This is a genomic window from Paraburkholderia phenoliruptrix (assembly GCF_047325075.1).
GTDB classification, from domain to species: Bacteria; Pseudomonadota; Gammaproteobacteria; order Burkholderiales; family Burkholderiaceae; genus Paraburkholderia; species Paraburkholderia phenoliruptrix.
In genome coordinates, this window is the sequence record NZ_CP168531.1 from 216,256 (window position 1) to 235,856 (window position 19,601).

17 protein-coding genes and 1 tRNA gene are annotated in these 19,601 nt (G+C 61.6%); 4 read left to right on the forward strand and 14 right to left on the reverse strand.

From position 1 onward, the window contains the following. Positions 1–72: 72 nt before the first annotated feature. The 10 genes from ACEN8U_RS12900 to ACEN8U_RS12945 form a co-directional block, all read right to left on the reverse strand. Positions 73–1,602 carry a sensor domain-containing diguanylate cyclase gene (locus ACEN8U_RS12900; protein WP_310104764.1) on the reverse strand — a complete coding sequence of 510 codons (1,530 nt, stop codon included), beginning with the start codon at positions 1,600–1,602 and terminating at the stop codon, positions 73–75. A 237-nt stretch (positions 1,603–1,839) separates the two neighbouring features. After that, complete coding sequence (locus tag ACEN8U_RS12905) at positions 1,840–2,100, reverse strand: PAAR domain-containing protein (protein ID WP_309583867.1); 261 nt, start codon at positions 2,098–2,100, stop codon at positions 1,840–1,842. A 115-nt stretch (positions 2,101–2,215) separates the two neighbouring features. Continuing rightward, positions 2,216–3,844: a DUF2875 family protein gene (locus ACEN8U_RS12910; protein ID WP_310104762.1), complete on the reverse strand. Its 1,629-nt coding sequence runs from the start codon at positions 3,842–3,844 to the stop codon at positions 2,216–2,218. Next, positions 3,841–6,030, reverse strand: a complete 2,190-nt coding sequence (locus tag ACEN8U_RS12915) for a DUF3274 domain-containing protein (RefSeq protein WP_310104759.1) — start codon at positions 6,028–6,030, stop codon at positions 3,841–3,843. Before ACEN8U_RS12915 ends, ACEN8U_RS12910 begins: the two co-directional genes overlap by 4 nt. A 22-nt stretch (positions 6,031–6,052) precedes the next feature. After that, positions 6,053–8,845 carry a type VI secretion system Vgr family protein gene (locus tag ACEN8U_RS12920; RefSeq protein ID WP_310104756.1) on the reverse strand — a complete coding sequence of 931 codons (2,793 nt, stop codon included), beginning with the start codon at positions 8,843–8,845 and terminating at the stop codon, positions 6,053–6,055. 739 nt (positions 8,846–9,584) lie between these two features. Further along, positions 9,585–9,660, reverse strand: a tRNA-Ala gene (locus ACEN8U_RS12925). Positions 9,661–9,733: 73 nt separating this feature from the next. After that, positions 9,734–10,084 carry a c-type cytochrome gene (locus ACEN8U_RS12930; protein ID WP_051156719.1) on the reverse strand — a complete coding sequence of 117 codons (351 nt, stop codon included), beginning with the start codon at positions 10,082–10,084 and terminating at the stop codon, positions 9,734–9,736. Continuing rightward, on the reverse strand, positions 10,081–10,872 hold the full coding sequence (locus ACEN8U_RS12935) for a BON domain-containing protein (RefSeq protein WP_013586883.1): 792 nt from the start codon (positions 10,870–10,872) through the stop codon (positions 10,081–10,083). The genes ACEN8U_RS12930 and ACEN8U_RS12935 overlap by 4 nt, the downstream gene beginning before the upstream one ends. A gap of 25 nt (positions 10,873–10,897) precedes the next feature. Then, on the reverse strand, positions 10,898–11,485 hold the full coding sequence (locus tag ACEN8U_RS12940) for a phosphoheptose isomerase (protein WP_015001429.1): 588 nt from the start codon (positions 11,483–11,485) through the stop codon (positions 10,898–10,900). Between the two features lie 281 nt (positions 11,486–11,766). Then, positions 11,767–12,249, reverse strand: a complete 483-nt coding sequence (locus tag ACEN8U_RS12945) for a YraN family protein (RefSeq protein WP_015001428.1) — start codon at positions 12,247–12,249, stop codon at positions 11,767–11,769. 37 nt (positions 12,250–12,286) lie between these two features. Between ACEN8U_RS12945 and rsmI the strand changes: the two genes are divergently transcribed. After that, positions 12,287–13,165 (forward strand): 16S rRNA (cytidine(1402)-2'-O)-methyltransferase, encoded by an 879-nt coding sequence (rsmI, locus tag ACEN8U_RS12950; protein WP_015001427.1) that lies wholly within the window; start codon positions 12,287–12,289, stop codon positions 13,163–13,165. 147 nt (positions 13,166–13,312) lie between these two features. Here the strand turns inward: rsmI and ACEN8U_RS12955 are convergent, their stop codons facing one another. Beyond that, the gene (locus ACEN8U_RS12955) at positions 13,313–13,915 is read right to left on the reverse strand and encodes a septal ring lytic transglycosylase RlpA family protein (protein WP_374716994.1); all 603 of its coding nucleotides are present in this window, start codon (positions 13,913–13,915) and stop codon (positions 13,313–13,315) included. Positions 13,916–14,561: 646 nt separating this feature from the next. Between ACEN8U_RS12955 and ACEN8U_RS12960 the strand changes: the two genes are divergently transcribed. From ACEN8U_RS12960 to ACEN8U_RS12970, 3 genes are all read left to right on the forward strand, one after another. Continuing rightward, positions 14,562–15,206, forward strand: coding sequence for an MBL fold metallo-hydrolase (locus ACEN8U_RS12960; protein ID WP_015001425.1), 645 nt, complete (start codon positions 14,562–14,564; stop codon positions 15,204–15,206). After that, positions 15,203–15,832: an exonuclease gene (locus tag ACEN8U_RS12965; protein ID WP_013586877.1), complete on the forward strand. Its 630-nt coding sequence runs from the start codon at positions 15,203–15,205 to the stop codon at positions 15,830–15,832. The genes ACEN8U_RS12960 and ACEN8U_RS12965 overlap by 4 nt, the downstream gene beginning before the upstream one ends. A 90-nt stretch (positions 15,833–15,922) precedes the next feature. Then, positions 15,923–16,381, forward strand: a complete 459-nt coding sequence (locus ACEN8U_RS12970) for an Lrp/AsnC family transcriptional regulator (RefSeq protein WP_006050474.1) — start codon at positions 15,923–15,925, stop codon at positions 16,379–16,381. Between the two features lie 115 nt (positions 16,382–16,496). On the opposite strand, the gene ACEN8U_RS12975 is transcribed toward ACEN8U_RS12970, so the two are convergent. From ACEN8U_RS12975 to ACEN8U_RS12985, 3 genes are all read right to left on the reverse strand, one after another. Further along, positions 16,497–17,738, reverse strand: a complete 1,242-nt coding sequence (locus tag ACEN8U_RS12975; protein ID WP_310104746.1) for a cation diffusion facilitator family transporter — start codon at positions 17,736–17,738, stop codon at positions 16,497–16,499. Positions 17,739–18,058: 320 nt separating this feature from the next. Beyond that, positions 18,059–18,361, reverse strand: coding sequence for an H-NS family nucleoid-associated regulatory protein (locus ACEN8U_RS12980; protein WP_013586875.1), 303 nt, complete (start codon positions 18,359–18,361; stop codon positions 18,059–18,061). 393 nt (positions 18,362–18,754) lie between these two features. After that, entirely contained in the window at positions 18,755–19,417 is a 663-nt protein-coding gene (locus tag ACEN8U_RS12985; protein WP_309583875.1) for a HugZ family protein, read from the reverse strand. Between the last annotated feature and the right edge of the window lie 184 nt (positions 19,418–19,601).

Sequence of the window (19,601 nt, forward strand, 5' to 3'; positions counted from 1 at the left end):
TCAGGAAGTTGCCGAATTATACCCGGATTAAATTAACGCGCAATATATTGCCCGGGTAATATTATTGACGCGTCACCGCCCCGCCACGACCACGACGCTGCCGCCGCCCGCCGGTGTCCCCGTCCGATAGGAGAACACGCGGTTGCGGCCGGCGTCTTTCGCGGCATACAAGGCCTGGTCGGCGGCCTCGACGAGTCCGCGGCTTGTGGAGAATGCCTCGCCCTGCATGGTCGCGACGCCGATGCTCACGGTCAGCACATGGTGCGAACTCGCGACGTGGCGGATCGCGAGCGCCTCCACGGCCGCGCGGATTTTCTCGGCGATCGAGGTGGCGCCGGCTTCGTCGGTGTCCGGCAGGAGAACGGCGAACTCCTCGCCACCATAGCGTGCCGCCGTGTCGCCCGGGCGCTGCACGTTCCCGGCGATCGAGTGAGCCACCGTGATCAGCGCGTCGTCGCCGGCCGAGTGGCCATAGAGGTCGTTGAAACCTTTGAAACTGTCGACGTCGATGAGCAGCATGGAAAGCGGTCCGCCGTGGCGTTGCGCGCGGCGCCACTCGTTCTCTACGGCCTGCTCGAAGGCACGGCGGTTGTCGACGCCCGTGAGGCCGTCGGTGCGCGCGAGCATGCGCAACTCGTCCTCGGCGGCGAGGCGCCGCCGCATCTGCTGCGCGAACAGCACGGCCAGCGCAATCAGCGTGAGGTCGAGCGCGGCGATCAGCGAGCCGATGATCCAGGCCCGCCGCCGCCAGCCGACATAGATGTCGCGCGTGGACAGCGCGACGTCGAGGATCAGCGGATACATGTCGATATGGCGGAACGCGTACCAGCGCTCGACACCGTCGATCGCCGCCGTGCCGAAGAAATCGCCGCTCGGCTGCTGGACGAAGCGCGAGTAGTTCGCCGTCCCCGTGAGATTGATGCCGATGATCTTCGGATCGTAGGGGCGCCGCATCAGCATTGTGCCGTCGTTCAGCATGAGCGCCATCGACCCGCCCGCGCCGAGGTTCATTCCGTCGAACAGCCTGCGGAAATATTTCAGGCGCATGGTCCCTACCACCACGCCGCCGAAACTGCCGTCGGCTTTCGTAATGCGCCGGCTGAGACCGATGCTCGCGTCAGCGCCCGTCGTGCGCGGCATGAACGGGTGGCTCACGTACAGACCGACGTTGGGCGAATCGCGGTGAACCTTGAAATAGTCGCGATCGCCGAGATAGACGTGCCGCGGCGGCACGAACTGCGAGTCGAACTTGATATAGCCGGTTTCGTCGATCACGAGGATCGAGCCCATGTCTTTCGCGGACGCCGAGCCGTCGAACAGCACCATCTGACGCAGCACGGGATCGAGCTGCAGCACGCCCGGCTGCTTCAGGCCGTCTATCACGGTTCGTATCGACAGATCGTAGATCTCGAGATTGCGCGAGACGTCGCGCTCGACCAGCAGCGACACATTGAAGACCGCGTCCTGCGCGCGCCGCAACGCGTCGTCGCGCATTTGCGCCAGCACCCACACCGCAATGGCGAGGATTGCGCTGGCCAGCACGACACTGATCGCAATGATGAGGTTCGGACGACGCGTGACCATTTTGTTCGATTCGGGCATGCGCGACCTTGACGCGCGAGAGGGAAAGAGACGCGCCCAACGGAGTACATAGGGCGAACCGGTAGGGTACCAGAGGTGGTAGCGGCCCAAATCGCGGAAAAGACGGGCCTTTGCCACCTTGCGCGCGGCTTACGAGCCGCGGTGAAGCGGGATGATAGCTCAGCACGCTATCGATTGGCCATGTTTGGCGGCGGGCGGCATGTGCATGGGCGCGCGTCTGCCGTCACCGCCAGCGCATTACTCGCTTCCCGTGGCTTGCTGTTGCGCGATCAACACCGCGCCACAGCTGAGCTTGTCGCCTTCGCGCGCCGCGGCCATTCCGTCAAAGGTGACATTGGCGTCTCCCGAGACAATGACGACAGAACCGTGAATCTTGCATACGGCCCGATCACCAACACGAGCCACCGCTTTACCGTTGATGTCGGATTGGGGCGCCCCAGTGACGACCCTGCCTCCGTGGCTATGCTTGTCTCCCAGACAAATAAACGGGCGGTTCATGATTTCACCCTTCCTTCGGAACGGCACCGGGACGCCGGTCGTCGCGATGCGGGGCACCAGACATCACGAGAACATCTGAGTCATAGAATGCCCAGGATTTGCCGAGTGGCACTGATTAGCCTCCTGGCACCAGATGAATGAAAGGATCAGCCGGCAGATGACGGACCTGTGTATTGGCGGTTTTTTCCGCGGCATCCGGCGGTGTAACGAGCATGAAATGCAGGTCACCATCTGGCGTCAGGTTGGCGGTAAGACTACCATGCCCCGCATCGTAACTTGCCATCGCCGACAGCCCGAGCCCGACCATTGGCCCCATGATGCCGAGGTTGCCAAAACGATGACCGAGGTCGAAGCCCTCCGCGAGACTGGTTGGATCAAGACGGTCATCTGCGTCCAGCGTGTGCAACAACGGGAGCACTGCCGGCGACGCGACGCTGTCGAAGAAGAGCCGTGCGACCTTGTCGCCCTTGGGGAGTTGGGTCTGCACCTTCTGCCAACCTGCGCGCAATGCATCGGCCTGAGCCCCGCCGCGAAGAGGATGACCGTCAGCGTCTTTTAGACTCACTGCGACGGGGCGATGCAGGTACCCGAGCAGGGGTGCATCATCGAACTCCTTCAGTTGCCAGCGTGCCCAACGCGCGGGAAACCAGTCGTCGGGCTTGAACGAGCCGGGTCCCTTGTTGCTCAGCGATGGCCACAACAGCGGCAACTTGGACTGCCAGTGCGCGACCGACGGAGGTGAGACGTCGAACCCATCCTGGGGCTCGGAGCTGACATTCCAGAAAAAATTTGCCAGCTTGATGGTGTCGTACTGTCTGTCATCGGCACCTGCGTCTTCAGGATCGTCATTGACATAGGGACGCATGTAATGGTTCACCCGGTCCGACCGGGAAACCAGCAGTCCTACCATCGCATCGAATTGCGAGGGAACGCGCTGCCCCGAAGGCACGTCGTTCTGGGTGAACCAGCTACGAACAGCCAGGCCGTCCATGCCGTAAATCAGCACCTGGGGAACGGTCGGATTCCGGTCGAAGAAATCGAACAAGTAGTCGATCTGGGCCTGCGGGTTGTCGACGCTGACCGTCTGAGCAGACAGGAACATGTGCTGCGATAGGCTTGCCTCCTGGCGATTCGTCGTAATGAAACTGCCTATGTTCGTTTTTCGCCCTTCGCTCCTGGGTGGGCCGAAAATGATCACCGGGATCGGCCAGCGCTCAACGCCCTCGCCTGCGCTGTACTTGAAGGAGGACCCAAGTGCTCCCGAGGTTTTATCCTGAACAAGAGCACGGTCGCTCGGGTAGTCCTTAGGGTTATTCGAAAGCACGCTCCGATACGCGTCTTTCTGCTCTTTCAGGAATTGCCATAGATCGGTCTGCGCCCACACATCCACGCGCACGCCAACGCCACGTAACTCGAGACGATCCGGGCGTGGCTCTGCGGCGATAGCGGATGAGAGTGCACTCGCGGGGTCAGCCGCAGAACCTATGGACGCTCCGGCTACGGTACCGTTTGTCGCCGCCGGAGATCCCGCACGAAGCCGCCACGCGCCAAAGAACAAAATCGCCAAAAAAACCGCTCCGGCCACTATTCCCCACATGACATTTCTCGCCATCCCTGTTGCCTCGATTTGCGTTTTCGACCAGGCATCGTAATACCTGATCATGTTGTATCCCGTCCAGCCCGTCGACCAGGCGACAAACAACGCGAGATAAGTGCGCGACTGCGAATGCATCACGGCTTTCATGCCACGACTCCTGGGTCGTTCTTTCCGCTTGCGCGCTCCTCGTGCGTCTGACTTTTGATGAGAGGCGGCCACGTCCGCGGAACATACTTTTCTTCGGGAAATTTACCCGCGTAGTAGTACTGCTGGGTTGCGTGCGCAAGCCCCTTGGCGTCATCGCTGAATTTCTCAAAGCAAGCACTGACATTGGGCGAAACCTTTTCCCAATTCGTCCGCCAATCCGCAAACGCGATCAACGTCGCGCGCCAATCCGGATCATCCAGAGTCTTCGCCTGACCGATTGCCACGTCCATTGCGGCAATCGCGCGCACGTTCGCCGCGTCGTTCAGGATGCCGGAGTGGTAATTGTTGTCGGTCGCGTCCTTACCCGTAAGACGCGCCCGCACTTCGTTTGGCGTTTCGCGGCGCATGAAATTGACGCCGTCAAGCGACGACACATCGCTCGTCTGGTCGTTTTCGTCCTGCTGCTGGCTGTTGTACCACTGCTTCACCACTGCAGCAGAAGTCGCCTGAGTCTTCTGTTGAGCAGCCTGCGCGACGACAGAAGACGGAATGCCCTTGATCAACTTCCAGTCGTATTCCGCATCCGGATTCCCCAGCGCTACATTTACACCGACTGCATCCACGGGAAGTTGGCCCGACGGGTTACCCCGTTTGTCACGCGTCTCGCCACCGAACAGACTGGGCGCATAGGGTGGATCGATCTGCTCACCATTGATCCAGCGATCAAGACTTCCGTCCACAGGAGCGCTCGACCAGGCTGTGCGGTAGGGGTGCTGTGTCACCGCGGCCGCCGACGTACTCGAGCCCCCCGGGAAACGCGGCTCGTTCGGCGTGCGTGCCGTTACCGTCTGTGGCGCCAGACCCACCAGAACCGGCTTTCCGTCGCGCTTCAATTTCGTCCACAGCCGTTGATAAAACGCGAAACGACCAGGAGCCTTCTTGAAGGCATCCATCGCAGCCAACTGTACAAACTTTGCCCACGCGCTGGCGGTCGACCCCAGCGCCACGGCAGTCACACTGTTAGGCATGCCATAAGTTCCGATCCCACGGATGTTGTCGAGACCAACCACCGTATCGTCCGTGCAGAAATACAAATACACCTTGCCGCGGTTATCCCGTTCATTGAATTGGGCACTCGCGCCGCCCGTCCCCAGCGGGCGTACACCTTGCGTCGGCGACCATTTGGGACCTGTGCGTCCCCTATGTTTCGGGTTCTGGTCAGTACATGCGAGTTCGGTCAAGGCGGGCTGCTGATGCCGGGAGCCGGTCACCGCCTCGACGATGTTCGCGAACGTCTTCAGTTTCGCTTGCGACGTCTGCTTCTCGTCGTCGTTCTCCCAAACCGCATACGGACTGTCTACCATGATGATATTGTCCGCGAGACGCGCGTTCTCCTTGGCCAGGATGGCCTGAGCAAGCAGCGTGATGATGGTGCCCTGGCTATGGCCGATCACCGTTATCGTTTCGTCACCGGTCCCCTGGTCCGTACTCGCCTCGCGAATTTGCCGGATGAGCATGGCAAGTCGATGCGCAGCCAGTACGAAGTACAGCCTCATTGGGCTTTCCCCGATATACGTGTATCGATCCGCAAGGTGTCTCGCCGCGTGTTCTTTCGCGCCCAGCTCGAATCCCTTGCCGTACATATCGGGGATGTTGTTGGTCGCGTTGTCGAAGTAGCCGCCCTCCTTGGCGAAGTGTGCATCCAGCCGATTACCTTTGGCATCCTGATGCTGGCTGCGCAGCTTGATAGGATTTCCCTTGCGATCCTTGGCAATTTCACCGTTCGCGGCCCTATATCCCCAATAAAAAGGAATAAAGACGCTGTTGGTCTTTTCAGTATCCGTCCGTCTGTAAAGATGCGTGTCCGGGTCGTAAACAACGGCTTTATCTGCGTCCGTGAGTTTCGTCTGGTTCTGGCTGGCTTCCGCCTGTTTCTGTTTGGCCTCACGCCATGCCGCGCCGTACTCCCCCGCTGCGAGATCCGTTCGGTTCAGTCGCCAGTTCAGTCCTTCACATATACCGCGCTCGACGTTCTGATAGGTCGCCCCCGGATCGTTCACGCCGTGCAGAAAGATTACGATCCCCGGACGATCCGGCGGTACTTCGACGAGTCGCGGCTGATTGTTGAAGTTCGGGTCAGTGACCGCAGTAGCGCTGGCCGTGACGTGTTGTTTGGTGTCCGTCATACCGGTACATCCTGTCAGAGACTCACAGTTGAGGTTTCAAAACATCGATCCTGGCGATTCGCATGACGTCGTCCTGCAAAAGGTCCGTCAAACCTTGCGCGTCTGAGGTGCCCTGAATGACACGCCCGTCACTCATCGTGATCTTGTAGGCCTGATTCGCGGCGAGCATTGGCGAATCGTCGGTGTGGCCGGGGTAATGCAATTGGTAACGCTGCTTTGTGCCGTCCTTGCCAAAGTTCAGCGGCGTCGATTGCTGCGTCGCAGGGCCGTTAAAGGAATGCCCTGCCGTCTTCACGTTAAGGCGGCCATCAGAACCCATTTCGTGTCCGCCGCCGATCGTGTAGTAGCTGCCGTCCGATGCGACCAGGTGAATCTTTTCTCCGCGGATATAGACGTCCCCGGTGGCAGCCACATGCAAATCCTTCTGCGCCTGGATGACTACGTCGCCCGCTTGAGCCTGAAGCTGAACATTGCCCTGATTCGCAATAGCGCTAATGCCGTTAGCCATTGCAAACAACTGCATGCCCTGTCCCGCATGGCCAACCCACCGCTGCCCGCTCACCAGTTGAAGATGCTGCTGCGCAACGTTATCGATGTTTTCACCCGCATAGCTCACATGCGTTTTCGGCGTTACGTTGACCGACCCGGCCTGCGCTCCGAATGCCATCAGTGCCTGCGAGCCCGCTGACGACGCACCGGCACCGGATGCACTACCCGGCGTCCACTCCCTGAACGCAGACGCCACCGCGTTCTGTCCCGCTGTATCGGCGGCCTGCCCGCCGTGCTGCCCGGCATAGTCACCCAGCGACTTGAACAGTTCCGTGCACTGCCCAAGGAGCTGCACCAGTTCATCACGATCCAACTGGTTTCCGCTTGCCTGCGTGCGGGCATAAGTGGTCAGTAGAATGCCCCGCGCGGCACGTAATGCTGCAGCCGCATCCGTGCGCAGTTCCGCGCCCTCGCCACGGTCCTGTCCTTGCCCGTTATCACGCGGCTGCGTCAGATACCCCAGGTTCAATTGACTGTAAGCATGCTCGCTCGCCAGCTGGCCGCTGATCTGTCCGGGTGTATCGTCGAATCTGAGCTGGTTGTAGCGTGCTGCCTTTATTTCCTTCGTCTTGATCCCCGACACATACCGGTTGCCGGGCAACGAGCCGGTGTGACTGAACGCCGCCGGCTTGTTGGGCCCGTTATGCAGCACTCCGGTCACGAACATCTTGTCGGGGTCACCGTTCAGGAAGTCCAGTGAAACTTCCATCCCGACCCGCGGCAATGAAGTATGGCCAAAACTTTGACCAGCCAGACTCGTACTGACACGCACAAAGGCGCTGTCCCGATCGGTACCGCTGACCCCAACACCCTGGGCATGTGCATGATCGTCCGGATCGAGGCCCTGAATCTGCACCTTGATCCGTCCCAATTCGTCGCAATACACTTCTTCACCCTCGGGGCCAACAACCATTGCGGTGATTGGGTAGACGCGCGGAAGATCAATGCGCGGATCGTAGGATGGTGTAAGCGCTGTGCCGCGTCGCACGCAAGTGAACGTGTTGTGATAGCGCGTTCCGACCTCGTCGGAGGAGCGTCTCTCTGCCGAACTGAAGCCAGTCGGCAGCGAATCAAAATGCCAGCGGTTGGCTTCGAACAGCGCCAGCGCCCGCTCATTCAGATCCTTCGGAAGGTTGTTCTCAGCGCGATGATGCAGGGCGGTGACGACGAACTGTCTCTCACTTTCCGCTCGCGTATCAACTTCTGGATGACCAGTCAGCTCAAACCAGCGGCCAACCGCCAGATCCCGCACGCCACTTGCTGCCTCTACGCTTACAGCCCGCAGTTCGTGAGAGAGCATCCGCGCCTTGCCGAGTCGATCGTAGTCGCTCCACGAGTCGCCCGCGTGCGGCACGTCGATTACGCTATCCGACAGAAGCTGCGACAGATCGTTACCGGCCGGGCCCTGATCAACGAGGTTTGACTCGGAGGCCTGAGCCATGGTGCCGGCCTTATAGTCCCAGCTCGCACGCTTCACGCTGCCTGGCACCAGTTGCTGCGAGGCAGACCACAAAGTGACCGAATCTCGCTCCTCAGTCGCGGCATCGCGGTGGTAGCGAATCGTGCCTGCGGCCGATTCAGCCAACTTCATGGAATCGTCGAACAGCACCAACGTGTGCACCGGCGTGTCGGCACTACCGCCCTCGGACGGTGCCTGCCCACGTTTGCCCGCCGCAGTAAACCAGGCTATTCCGTCACGACGGCAGAGGCGTCGGATAAAGTCAGCATCAGACTCGTGAAACTGGAAAATCAGTTCGCGTACTGGATACTGGCTACGATTTATGCCTGACAGGTCGAAATCAAATGCGCTCGCCAGTGCAGGGCTTTTCTTTTGCCATTCCCGAAGCAGTATCTCAATGACATCGGGCACGTTCTTTGTGCGGAATATACGGGTATTGACCCGCCGCTCCAGAACGGAAAGTGCGTCTCGAATAGTGAGCTGATAGGTTGCCAGCGAACCATCGGATTGGCCTGCGCGTGCGTCTGTTATCAGTCCGCAAATCTGATGTATCGCTTTGCGATCGGTTACGAGCTGAACGGACACCGGTAATCCGATGAAAGCCTTAAGCGGCAGGTCGGCGCGTGTTGACACACATGTCAGGTGCCCTTCGATACCAGCGCACAAGCCTTCCTTAATGTCGATGCGCTGGATTATCAGCACTTGCTCGAGCGCCTTCTGCGCATGCCCCCACTGCAGGCGAATGGGACGATTGTTCTGGTCCAGGACCCCGGAAGCGAATGCCCGCAGCAGATCAGCAGAATTCACGGTTGATCTCTTGAAGTTTTTGCTGACTCGCCTTAACGGCGGTCGAGCCTTTGTTTGACTGTCCGCGTCACCGGGTTAGTTAACCGGCCGGAAAACGCAATTCGTCTGATTTTAGCAAAATCGCTATTGTGCAACGTATTCCATACGAAATTTAACGGTGCACCTCACAATCGCTTCGTTTTCTGCATTTAACAAATTTGGAAGATCGTTTTTCCCCGGACGCCCACGGAATCAGTTTGCACTAAATACCCGCCAATTATGCCAATTGACTAGATTCAGAGCCCCCGTTAAAAGATGACGGCCTTCGTTGCGCGGCTCGCGCGGTGACGCGCATGCCCGAAACCCGCGTTGGAGAGACGTGGATCGAGCGACCTGAGAGCTGAGTGGCCGCCATGCGCGAGAAATTAAAACAGCTGGTAGTGCGCCTCAGCGCGGCACTGCGTCGCCAACTGCGGTGCAGGCCAGACGAAGCGGATGTGATTCGCCCGTCACGTTGGCAATAAACGTCGCCACTTGTTCTGGCGATGAGGTCCATCGATCATTCACTGCGCCGGGCTTATTGTGCAACCTACGCCCCTTAAGGGCACACCATGCTGGGCGCGCCAGAAACAAAAAAGCCGACTCAAAAGTCGGCTTTTTTGTTGGCGCGTGATCTCGCACTTGGTGAGAGAGAGCATTCGTTAGGCTGGGCGCAAAAAATATGCTGCCCGTCTCACGCCTTTCGTAGCAGAAATTCGTTTGGTGGAGAGGAGGAGGATCGAACTCCCGACCTTCGCATTGCGAACGCGACGCTCTCCCAGCTGAGCTACCCCCCCAACGTCAAACAATTCTAGCACAAGCATTTTGCGTTTTGCCAAGCCGCCAGGCGCGGCAAAACCGCACAAAACGTCACTTCGACGGCGCGCCAGCGAGCACCCAATCCACCACGGCGCGAATGTCGGCATCGCTCATCGATTGATGAGCCGGCATGGGAATCATGCCCCACACGCCCGAGCCGCCCTCCTTCACCTTGCGCGCCAATCTGGCGGGCGCCTGGGCGTCGCCCTTGTAGCGGGCGGCGATCTGCTGGAACGACGGACCGACCAGCTTGCGATCCACCGCATGGCAGCCCATGCACGCATTGGCATTGGCAATGCGCTGGCCGCGCGGCGCATCGGCGGCAAATGCTGCGGGGCCGGACAAGCCCGCCGCCGCGCCCAGCGTCAGCACAATAAGAACACCCGCAACCGCACGCTTCATTGCGCGGCCTTCGGGTTGCCCGGATGCACCGCGTTCGAATTCGTGACCGGTGCCGGCGCTTGCTGCTCGAGCGGCCGCGCGCTCACCGACGAATCCGGAATGGTGCCCACCGTCGCCGCGCCGGCATCCGGCTGCGACGCGGCGACCGGCGCAGTTGCCGCAGCGGCAGCGGCCGCCGCGGCTTCCTGCGGCTGGATGTACTGGAACACCTTCACGACCTGCGTGACGCCCGGCACGCGGCTCGCGACGTCCGCGCCGCGATTGCCCTCGTCCATCGTGACGAGGCCCATCAGATACACCGAACCGCGCTCGGCGACGACCTTGAAGTCGTTCGCCGAAATATCCTTCTCGGCGATCAGCGCCGTCTTAACGCGCGTTTCCAGATACGTGTCGTTCGTGCGCGACGAGAACGAGCTCGCCGGCATGATCGCGAGTTCGTTGACGATCGTGTTCACGTTATTCAGGCCACGTACGATGCTCTCGGCGCGCTGCTTCGACGCGTCGCCCGCCACTTCGCCCGTCAGCAGCACGCGGCGATTGAACACCGTCACGTTGACGTGCGCCGAGTCCGGCAGGTTCTGGCTGATCTGCGCAAGCGCCTTCACCTGAATCTCGCGGTCCTCGGTCTGGGCGCCGAGCGTGCGCCGGTCGGTCGCCATCAGCGCGCCGCCGCCCGCCGCGCCCGCGACCGCGAGAAAGCAGCCCTGCAACGTCGCGGACAAGCCCGCCGCGAACCCCACCACCAGCACGGTTCTCACCAGTGTCTTCTTGACGCGGAATGCGCTCATCAACTAGCTCTCCTTCGGATCGGTGTCAGTCTTCGCCCAGCAACATGGCATCGATGCCGTCGCATAGACAATGGATGGTCAGCAAATGCACTTCCTGGATACGCGCGGTGCGATCCGACGGCACGCACACGTGGATGTCGGTGTCGCTCAATACTTCCTGCATGCGTCCGCCGCCCTTGCCGCTCAGCGCGACGACGATCATTTCGCGCTCGTGCGCAGCCTCGATCGCCGCGAGCACGTTCGCCGAATTGCCCGACGTGCTGATCGCGAGCAGCACGTCGCCGGGCTGTCCGAGCGCCCACACCTGCTTCGAGTAGATCTGCTCGAACGAGTAGTCGTTGGCGATCGCGGTGAGCACGGACGTGTCGGTGCTGAGCGCAACGGCGGGCAAGCCCGGCCGCTCGCGCTCGAAGCGGCCGATCAGCTCCGCGGCGAAATGCTGCGCATCCGCAGCCGAGCCGCCGTTGCCGCAGGCAAGAATGCGGTTGCCGTTGGCAAGCGCGGCGAACATCGTGTCGATTGCTGCGGCAATCGGCATCGACAAGGATTCCAGGGCTTCGAGTTTGACTGCCGCGCTATCGCGGAAGTGTTGTTGAATGCGTTCGACTGACATCGAGTCTCTATCTTCTACCGCGAGTGGGCCGCACTGCGCAGCCGTGTTGTGAAGTCGTATTGATGAAATCGTGCAGCGCCCCGCGCTGCTGCAGCGAAGCCGGCGCGCGACGCGTTAAAAGCGGAAGCGGGGACACGCGGGCTTCTGGATGCATGGACGAGAACGCCTCGCACTGCGCTGTCGTGCCGCCCGTTGCGTTTCGCGCCCGCCAGAGTCCTCGCCCCCTAGCTCGCGTGCGAGCGCAAGTTTATCGCACTAACACGCGTTCCCCGCGCCTTGCGTCACACTTCGTCAGCACGGAACGCATCGCGCAGCCAGACGAGCCGCCCCGCTTCGAAAGCAATCACGTCGAAGCGGCAAGCGGGCTGCGCGCCTGCACGCGAAGCCTGCGTGGCGAGGTAATGCTGCGCGGCGCGCACGATACGCTGCCGCTTCTGCCACCCGATGCTCGCCGCCGCACCGCCATACTTGCGTTGCGCGCGCGCCCGCACTTCGACGAATACCAGCGCACCGTCCCGATCGCGCATGACGAGATCGATTTCGCCGCCGCGGCACGACACATTGCGCGCGACGAGGCGCAAACGCTGACGCTGCAAAAACTCCTGCGCTCGCGTCTCGAAAGCCGCACCGACGAGTTTGGACCCTGCCTGCCCAGAAAAGTTGTCGGGCATCGCAGCGCGCGGCGCTTGCCTCGGCGCCGGCTTCGCGCGAGGCGTACTCTCAGGACGCGCGCCGCCCGGCGCGGCTCGCCCTGCGTGGCACAATGACGGCCTCATTCCGTCCGTTTGCGTTTTCTGCCTCATGACTCCTCTCCCTGAACTCGCGCAAGGACAGCAGTACCCTGCCGCCGCGCTGTATGTGGTGGCCACGCCGATCGGCAACGTCGCCGACATCACACTGCGCGCGCTGCATGTGCTCGGACTCGTGGATCGCATCGCCGCCGAGGACACGCGCAACACCGGTCAGTTGCTCGCGCGCTATGGCATTTCGAAGCCGCTGATCGCGGTCCATCAGCACAACGAGCGAGCCGCCGCGCAACGCATCGTCGAGCATCTGCAAGCGGGCGAACGTGTGGCCTATGTGTCCGACGCCGGCACGCCCGGCATTTCCGACCCGGGCGCAAAACTCGTCGATGCCGCTCGCGAAGCCGGCTTTGCCGTCATTCCGCTGCCGGGCGCGAGCGCGCTCGCCACTGCCCTCTCCGCTGCAGGCGATTGGGTCGCCACGTTCTCGTTCCTCGGCTTTCTTCCGCCGAAGCCCAAAGCCCGCGCCGCTGCACTGCAAGCGCTGACGAGGCACGCGCACGCCATGGTGTTCTATGAAGCGCCGCACCGCATTGTCGAAACCGTGCAGGCGCTGGCCGATGCATTGGGCGGCGAACGCAAGCTGCTGATCGCGCGAGAGCTGACGAAGTTACACGAAGCCTTGCATCGCGGCACCCTGGCCGAAGGGCCAACGTGGCTCGCCGCCGACGCAAATCGTCAGCGGGGCGAATTCGTGCTGGTGGTGGAAGGCGCGCGCGAGGAAGCAGCCGGCGAACACGATCACGACGCGCTGCTCGAACTGCTGCTGGAAGAATTGACGGTGAGCAGCGCGGCGAAAGTGGCGGCGGCGATCACCGGTGCGTCGCGTAATGCGTTGTACACGCGCGCGCTCGCGCTCAAGAAGGAAGACAACTGACGGCGAGCGCCTGCAAAAAATCCGTCGCAGGGCAGCGCCGCGCAAACAAAAAGGCCGCTCATACGGATGAGCGGCCTTTCTTACGTCCTGACACGCACAGCGGGTCGTTTCGCGATGCCGGGCGACGCAGCGCGCGCCGCCGCCAAATCATTTCTGCGCGGTCGATCCCGAGTTGGACGCCAGCATTTCCTCACGCGCAGCGCGGGCCTCTTCCTGCGTCAGGCCTTCGATCTTCACACGCGCAGTGCCGGCGTGGCGCATGTCGAGCATGGTCGCCGCCGCCATCGACAGATCGATCACGCGGCCGCGCGCGTACGGGCCGCGGTCATTGATCCGGACCACCACCGAGCGCGAGGTGGCCGGATTGGTCACGCGCACGTAGGAGCCGAGCGGCAGCGTGCGGTGCGCCGCGGTCAGCGCGTGCATGTCGTAACGCTCGCCGTTCGCGGTGCGGCGGCCATGGAAGCCGCGGCCGTACCAGGAGGCGCGGCCGGTCTGATGAAAGTCGGACACGCCGGTGCCGTCATCCGTCAGCGGTTTGGCGTCGGCCAGCGACGGGCCTTTGGCGGCGGCGTCCGAGGCCGGCGCGCTGCCGTAGGCTTGCGGTCCGAAGGAGGCGGCTTGCGCATTCTTCGTGCGAAGCGGCACAGCGTTTGCGACGCTGTTGTCGGCGCCCGGGGGCGTCGCGCAGCCGGCCAGCACAAAAAAGGCAAAAAGAGTCCCCAGACTACGGGATAACCGAGTTTTCATAAGACGTGCAATCACAGTGTCGAGCCGCATCACGCGTAGTTGAGCGTGTTGCCTGCGACTCCGGCGGCAAAGGACAGCAACGCGCCGCGCGAGATGAGCGCAGAACGTCAAAGCCCGGACGCAGCTCACTGAGCCGCTACCGCACGGTTAATTTTCACGTCTGGCGCAACCTGTCCCCGGCAGCCTGACCAGACCCCACATGCCGCCATCGAACGTGGCAAACACGTTCTTGCGCGCGAAGCTCAGCGCGCAGGAACGGCGGCGTAGGCCCCACCCAGCGTCACGACCGTCAGAGTCGTAGCAGGCGCGCGGCGCCTGGCTGGGCAAGACGTGTGCATCGAATGCATCGATACCTGATGGCCGTCAAACCGCGACAGCCCTTACTTGAGTGGCGATCCGCGCTCCCATTTTTGATGGGGACGCATCGCCTTGTGGCAGCACGATTCCCTCGTGCATGGACTCCATTATACCCAAAACAGAATTCTGTGTTGCTAAGCGACTGAAAACCTTGATGAATCTTCACCATTGCTGCAAGAATCGACAGACAAAAGCCCGCTGGCCCAGCCCTTGCGGGCGGGTGACGAGGCTCGGCGCGTACCGCTGAGACGCCGGTACAATCAACGTTTTCTCCGCGTCGCCGTCACTCATGAAAGTCACCTTGATCCCCGTTACGCCGTTCCAGCAGAACTGCTCGCTGCTCGTTTGCGAGGCGACCGGGCGCGCGGCCGTCGTCGATCCGGGCGGCGACCTGGACATCATTCAAGGCGAGATCGCGCGCCAGAAGGTGAGCGTCGAGAAAGTCTTTCTAACGCATGGTCATATCGACCACTGCGCCGGCGCAAAAACGCTCGCCGCGCATTACGGCGTGCCGATCGAAGGCCCGCATCCCGACGAACGCTTCTGGCTCGACAAACTGGCGGATCAAAGCACGCGCTTCGGCTTTCCCGCTGCGGAGGCGTTCGAGCCCGACCGCTGGCTGGACGACGGCGACACGGTGCGATTCGGCGACGAAACGCTCGAGGTCTATCACTGCCCAGGGCATACGCCGGGGCACGTGGTGTTTTTCAGCCGCGCGCATCGGCTCGCGCTCGTGGGTGACGTGCTGTTCGCCGGTTCGATCGGCCGCACGGACTTCCCGCGGGGCAACCATGCCGACCTGATCCGCTCGATCCGCGAAAAGCTCTGGCCGCTCGGCGACGACGTCACGTTTGTGCCCGGCCACGGCCCCACGTCGACGTTCGGCGAGGAGCGGCGCAGCAATCCGTACGTGGCCGACGGAGTCGTCGCATGAGCAGCGAAATCTACGTTAGCACCGACGTCGAGGCGGATGGGCCGATTCCCGGTCCGCATTCGATGCTGAGTTTCGCCTCGGCCGCCTACACGGAAGACAAGCAGCTGATCGCCACCTTCTCCGCGAACCTGGAACTGCTCGAAGGCGCCGCGCCGCATCCGGTGCAGGAAGCCTGGTGGAAGACCCAGCCGGAGGCGTGGGCAGCGTGCCGCACGGACCTGCAGCATCCCGCTGAGGCGCTCGCGGCTTATGTCGACTGGGTGGAGGCGCTGCCGGGCAAGCCGGTGTTCGTGGCGATGCCGGCCGGCTTCGACTTCACCTACATGTTCTGGTACATGATGCGCTTTGTCGGACGCTGCCCGTTTTCGTGGTCCGCGCTCGACATCAAGACGCTCGCGTTCGCGATGACCGGGCTGCCGTATCGCAAGAACATCAAGCCGCGCTTTCCGAAACACTGGTTCGACGAGCATCCGCACACGCATGTCGCGCTTGATGACGCCATCGAACAAGGCGCGCTTTTCTGCAACATGCTTAAGGATTTGCGCGCGATGCAGGCCGCCGATATCGCTGCAAACCAAGAAGGGGACGGCTCAGGTCAAAATCCCGCTGAGGAACCGGCAAATTAGGTAATCTCCCTCGCCGGAGCCGTTTTGCATTGCGTTTCGTTTTCGCGCCCTCTACCATGCGGTGATACGGCGACGCAAACGGAGGCGCAGTTGACACTCGATACGTTCTCTCAAAAAATCCTGCGCCTTTTGCAGCTGGACGCGCGCCGTTCAGTGCAAGAAATATCCGATCAGGTCGGCCTGTCGAGCACGCCCTGCTGGCGGCGCATCAAGGACATGGAGCAATCGGGCGTGATCCAGCGCTACACCGCGCTGCTGGATCGCGAGAAACTGGGGCTGCACGTCTGCGCGCTCGCGCATATTCACCTCACGCGTCACACCGAAGGCGGCGTCGAACAGTTCGAGCGGGAAATCGCCACCTGCCCGGAAGTCACCGAGTGCTACAGCACGACCGGCGAGTCCGACTACATCCTCAAGATCGTCGCGCCCGACATCAAGGCGTACGACACGTTTCTGCACGAACGCATTTTCAAGATTCCGGCCGTCGCGCAAGTGCGCACGAGCGTCGTGCTGCGCGAGATCAAATTCGATACGCAGTTGCCGCTTTGAGGCGTCAGTTGGTGTGCCGGTGAGCCGGGTGTGAACTGCCGTTAGGCTATGAAAGGCGGCCTGGCCGCGGTTCGCCAAGGCCAGATGCGCTTTGTGTCGGGTGCCGCGAGGCCTGTTACGTGGTCCCGTGAGGCGCCGTACTGTGCTGACGATGCTCCTCCACCGCGCCGGCTTGCGTGGACGAACCGCTTTGCGTCGACGGCGTGTTCACCTCGCGCAGCACTTCGAGCTTACGCGCGCCGACCCGGCGCTTGAGCGCGGCGAGATCCACGCGCTCGAGCCCTTGCGCATCCCCGCGGCCGGCGTCCTGCGACGGCTGCGCCGGCAGCACGACTTCGACGTCGAGCCCCGTGCTCAGATAATGAATGTTCACCGCCGCGGCCTTCACGCTGCCCGCCGCCAACGCAGCGTTGATGTCCGCGACGATCCGCTCGCGCGGCGGCAAACCAACGGGCGGATGCGCGACCGCATCGTTTTCCGGATCGACGTGGATAAGCGCGTCGAGTACCCGGCTGTCGTTCAGCACCCGAAGCCGCGCCGTCTCCGCAATGTAGTGCCCCTCCGACACCGAAATCAGCGGATCGACCAGAATGTGCGCGTCCACCAGCGCGAAATCGCCCATTTTGCGCGTGCGCATTTCGTGGACGTCGCGCACGCCGGGTGTCGACAGCAGTAGCGCGCGCATGTCGGCGGTGGCGGTTTCGTCTAGTGCTCTGTCGGAAAGATCCTGCAGCGCGTCCCATCCGAACATCCAGCCCATGCGCGCCACCATGAAACCGACGATCGCCGCCGCAATCGGATCGAGCAGCCGCACGCCGGCGAGGCTGCCGAGAATACCCAGCGCGACCACAAGCGACGACGCCGCGTCCGAGCGCGCATGCCACGCATTGGCAATCAGCATGGCGGAGCGCACGCGTTGCGCTTCGCGCAGCATGTAGCGGAAAAGCCCCTCTTTCGAGACAAGGACGAGCACGGCCACGACGAGCGCGCTCAGGTGAACAGCGGGGATGCTTTCGAGATCGGCGAGACGCGTGCCGGCACGCCACAGCATGCCGACGCCGACTGCGATCAGCAGCGCGCCGAGGAACAGCGAGGCGACCGTTTCATAACGGCTATGGCCGTAGTTGTGATCGGCATCCGGCTTGGCGCCGCTATGCCGGTTGGCAAACAGCACGACAAAATCGGAAATCAGGTCGGCGAGAGAATGGATGCCATCGGCGACCAATGCCTGCGAGTGCGCGAACACGCCGATGGCGATTTGCAGCGCCATCAATACCGCATTCAGCGCAATACTGACAAACGTACTTTTGCGCGCGACACGGTGTTTTTCAGCGGATTCAATGGCGGCGGAAGGCATGGGGGAAAGAAATGGACGTCCGATTCCGCCATTCTACCCGCCTGACGTTCAAAGCGAGTGCCTTGCCCCGTAAAGATCTTTTAAAATCAAGCGGTTATGAAAACGAAAAGCATTCGCATTCGAATTGCGCAAAGCATCGGTGCACGCAGTCGCTCGCGTTTGGCATCGCAACGAAAAGGCCGCGTCTGAAAGACCTACGCGGCCTTAGCCATTGAGCCCGGCGCGGTTGCGACCACGGGCTCCTATTCGTATTACCTTTAATGCGACAGGCATTACGCCTGATTAACGCGAGGCAAGTGCTCAGTAAGCCCTTGGCCTGATTACTTCTGAATCAGAAACTTATCGCGGTCCATGCCTGCAATCCAGCGCGGCGGTTTGCCGCGGCCCGACCACGTGCTGCCGCTTTCCGGGTCGCGGTATTTAGGCGCGACGCCGGCGCGTGGACGAGCCGCCTTGGCGCCCTTGGCTCCGCGGCCGCCGCCAAGTTCACTCAGCGAAATGCCGTAGTCCGCCATTTTCTGTTTGATTTCGTTCAGCACTTCCGCGTATTCGCGCGACTTCGCCTCTTCGATCTGCTTTTCCAGCTTCTCTCGCTGCGCGAGTAGTTCCTTGTAGGAAGACATAGGTTCCCTTGTGGTTTGGATTAACGACTGCCAGTCTTAAGCCGGCTTGCCCTTTGAAGGTGTTCATGCCTCGGAATTTGAACGCGAGATTAACACAAAATAGAAAGACTACAAATGCATTGGCGTAAAACTAATACCTTGTCGTTTCAAAAACTTTCGCTGCGGCGCGCGGTCTCGCGGCACCTTTCATTTAGCTACCTCCGCATTTTGCAGACAAAGCGGCTCGCGAATCGGTAAATATGGGATTAATTATCAGCGCATGAAAATTAAGATACGTTGTGACAGCAAACATTTCATTTCATGAAAGCTTTGACATGAAACGTCGTAACATATTTCGAGTGCCGCCCCGCGTCGTTTTTGGCGATAAGGTTTTCCCGAATAGGCGATAAACGCCTAATTGCCTTGCCGTCGAATGCAATCTTCTAGCGCGGCGTGCAAGGTTTCCTGGTCGGGCTTTGCACTTTCGAATGCAAAACGCTTGCGCTGGCTGTCTTTGCGCAAATCGACACCATACCGGTCGACGCCGATCAGCTGGTAGCCGGAAGCGCTCGCCAGCGCGTCCGCAAACTCGCCGATGAGCGAATCTTCGGCCTCGCGCTCGAGCTCGGGCAGCGGGTCGAGTTCGTCGCCGCCGAGCCATCCCATTGCCCCGAATCCGCCGATGTAGCGCAGCCGGTCGAGTTTCATCGTCCAGAACGTGAAGTCGCCGAGCACGAGATAGCGTTCCGCGTCCGGGTGATAGCGCAAATAACGCGCGACGAGTCCGGGCGCCGGCTCCACCGGCTCGAACCGGCCAAGCAACGTGACGCGCTGACCGTTGAGCACGTCGCCGTCCGGGGCATCGACGACCAGAAAGCCGGCGCGCGGATCGGCGTGCAGATTATGCGTGTGCTCGGCGAGCCGGCTCACCAGAATGGTCGGCCGATGCTGCTCATCCGGCGCGAAGGGCAGCACGGATGGATAAGGGAAGCCCTCCGGCTGGCGCGCGTGCGTGGCGAGCGTGCCGACCGCGGCGGTATGCAACAGGTGCAAGGGTGCTTGGGCGGGAATGTTCAAGTGCTTTCCTCGATGAATGAACGCTTGCGTGCGGTCGTCGGCGGAGGCGGCAATCGGGAGCGAAAGCGCCAGGCGCTCAGGCATGAGGTGTGCGCCGTCGCCGAAACTTGCCGACCAGCGCGCCACGGGCCGCACGAACCGCAGGAACCCCACCGGAGGCGCTGAAAGCCGCGAATACACGCGT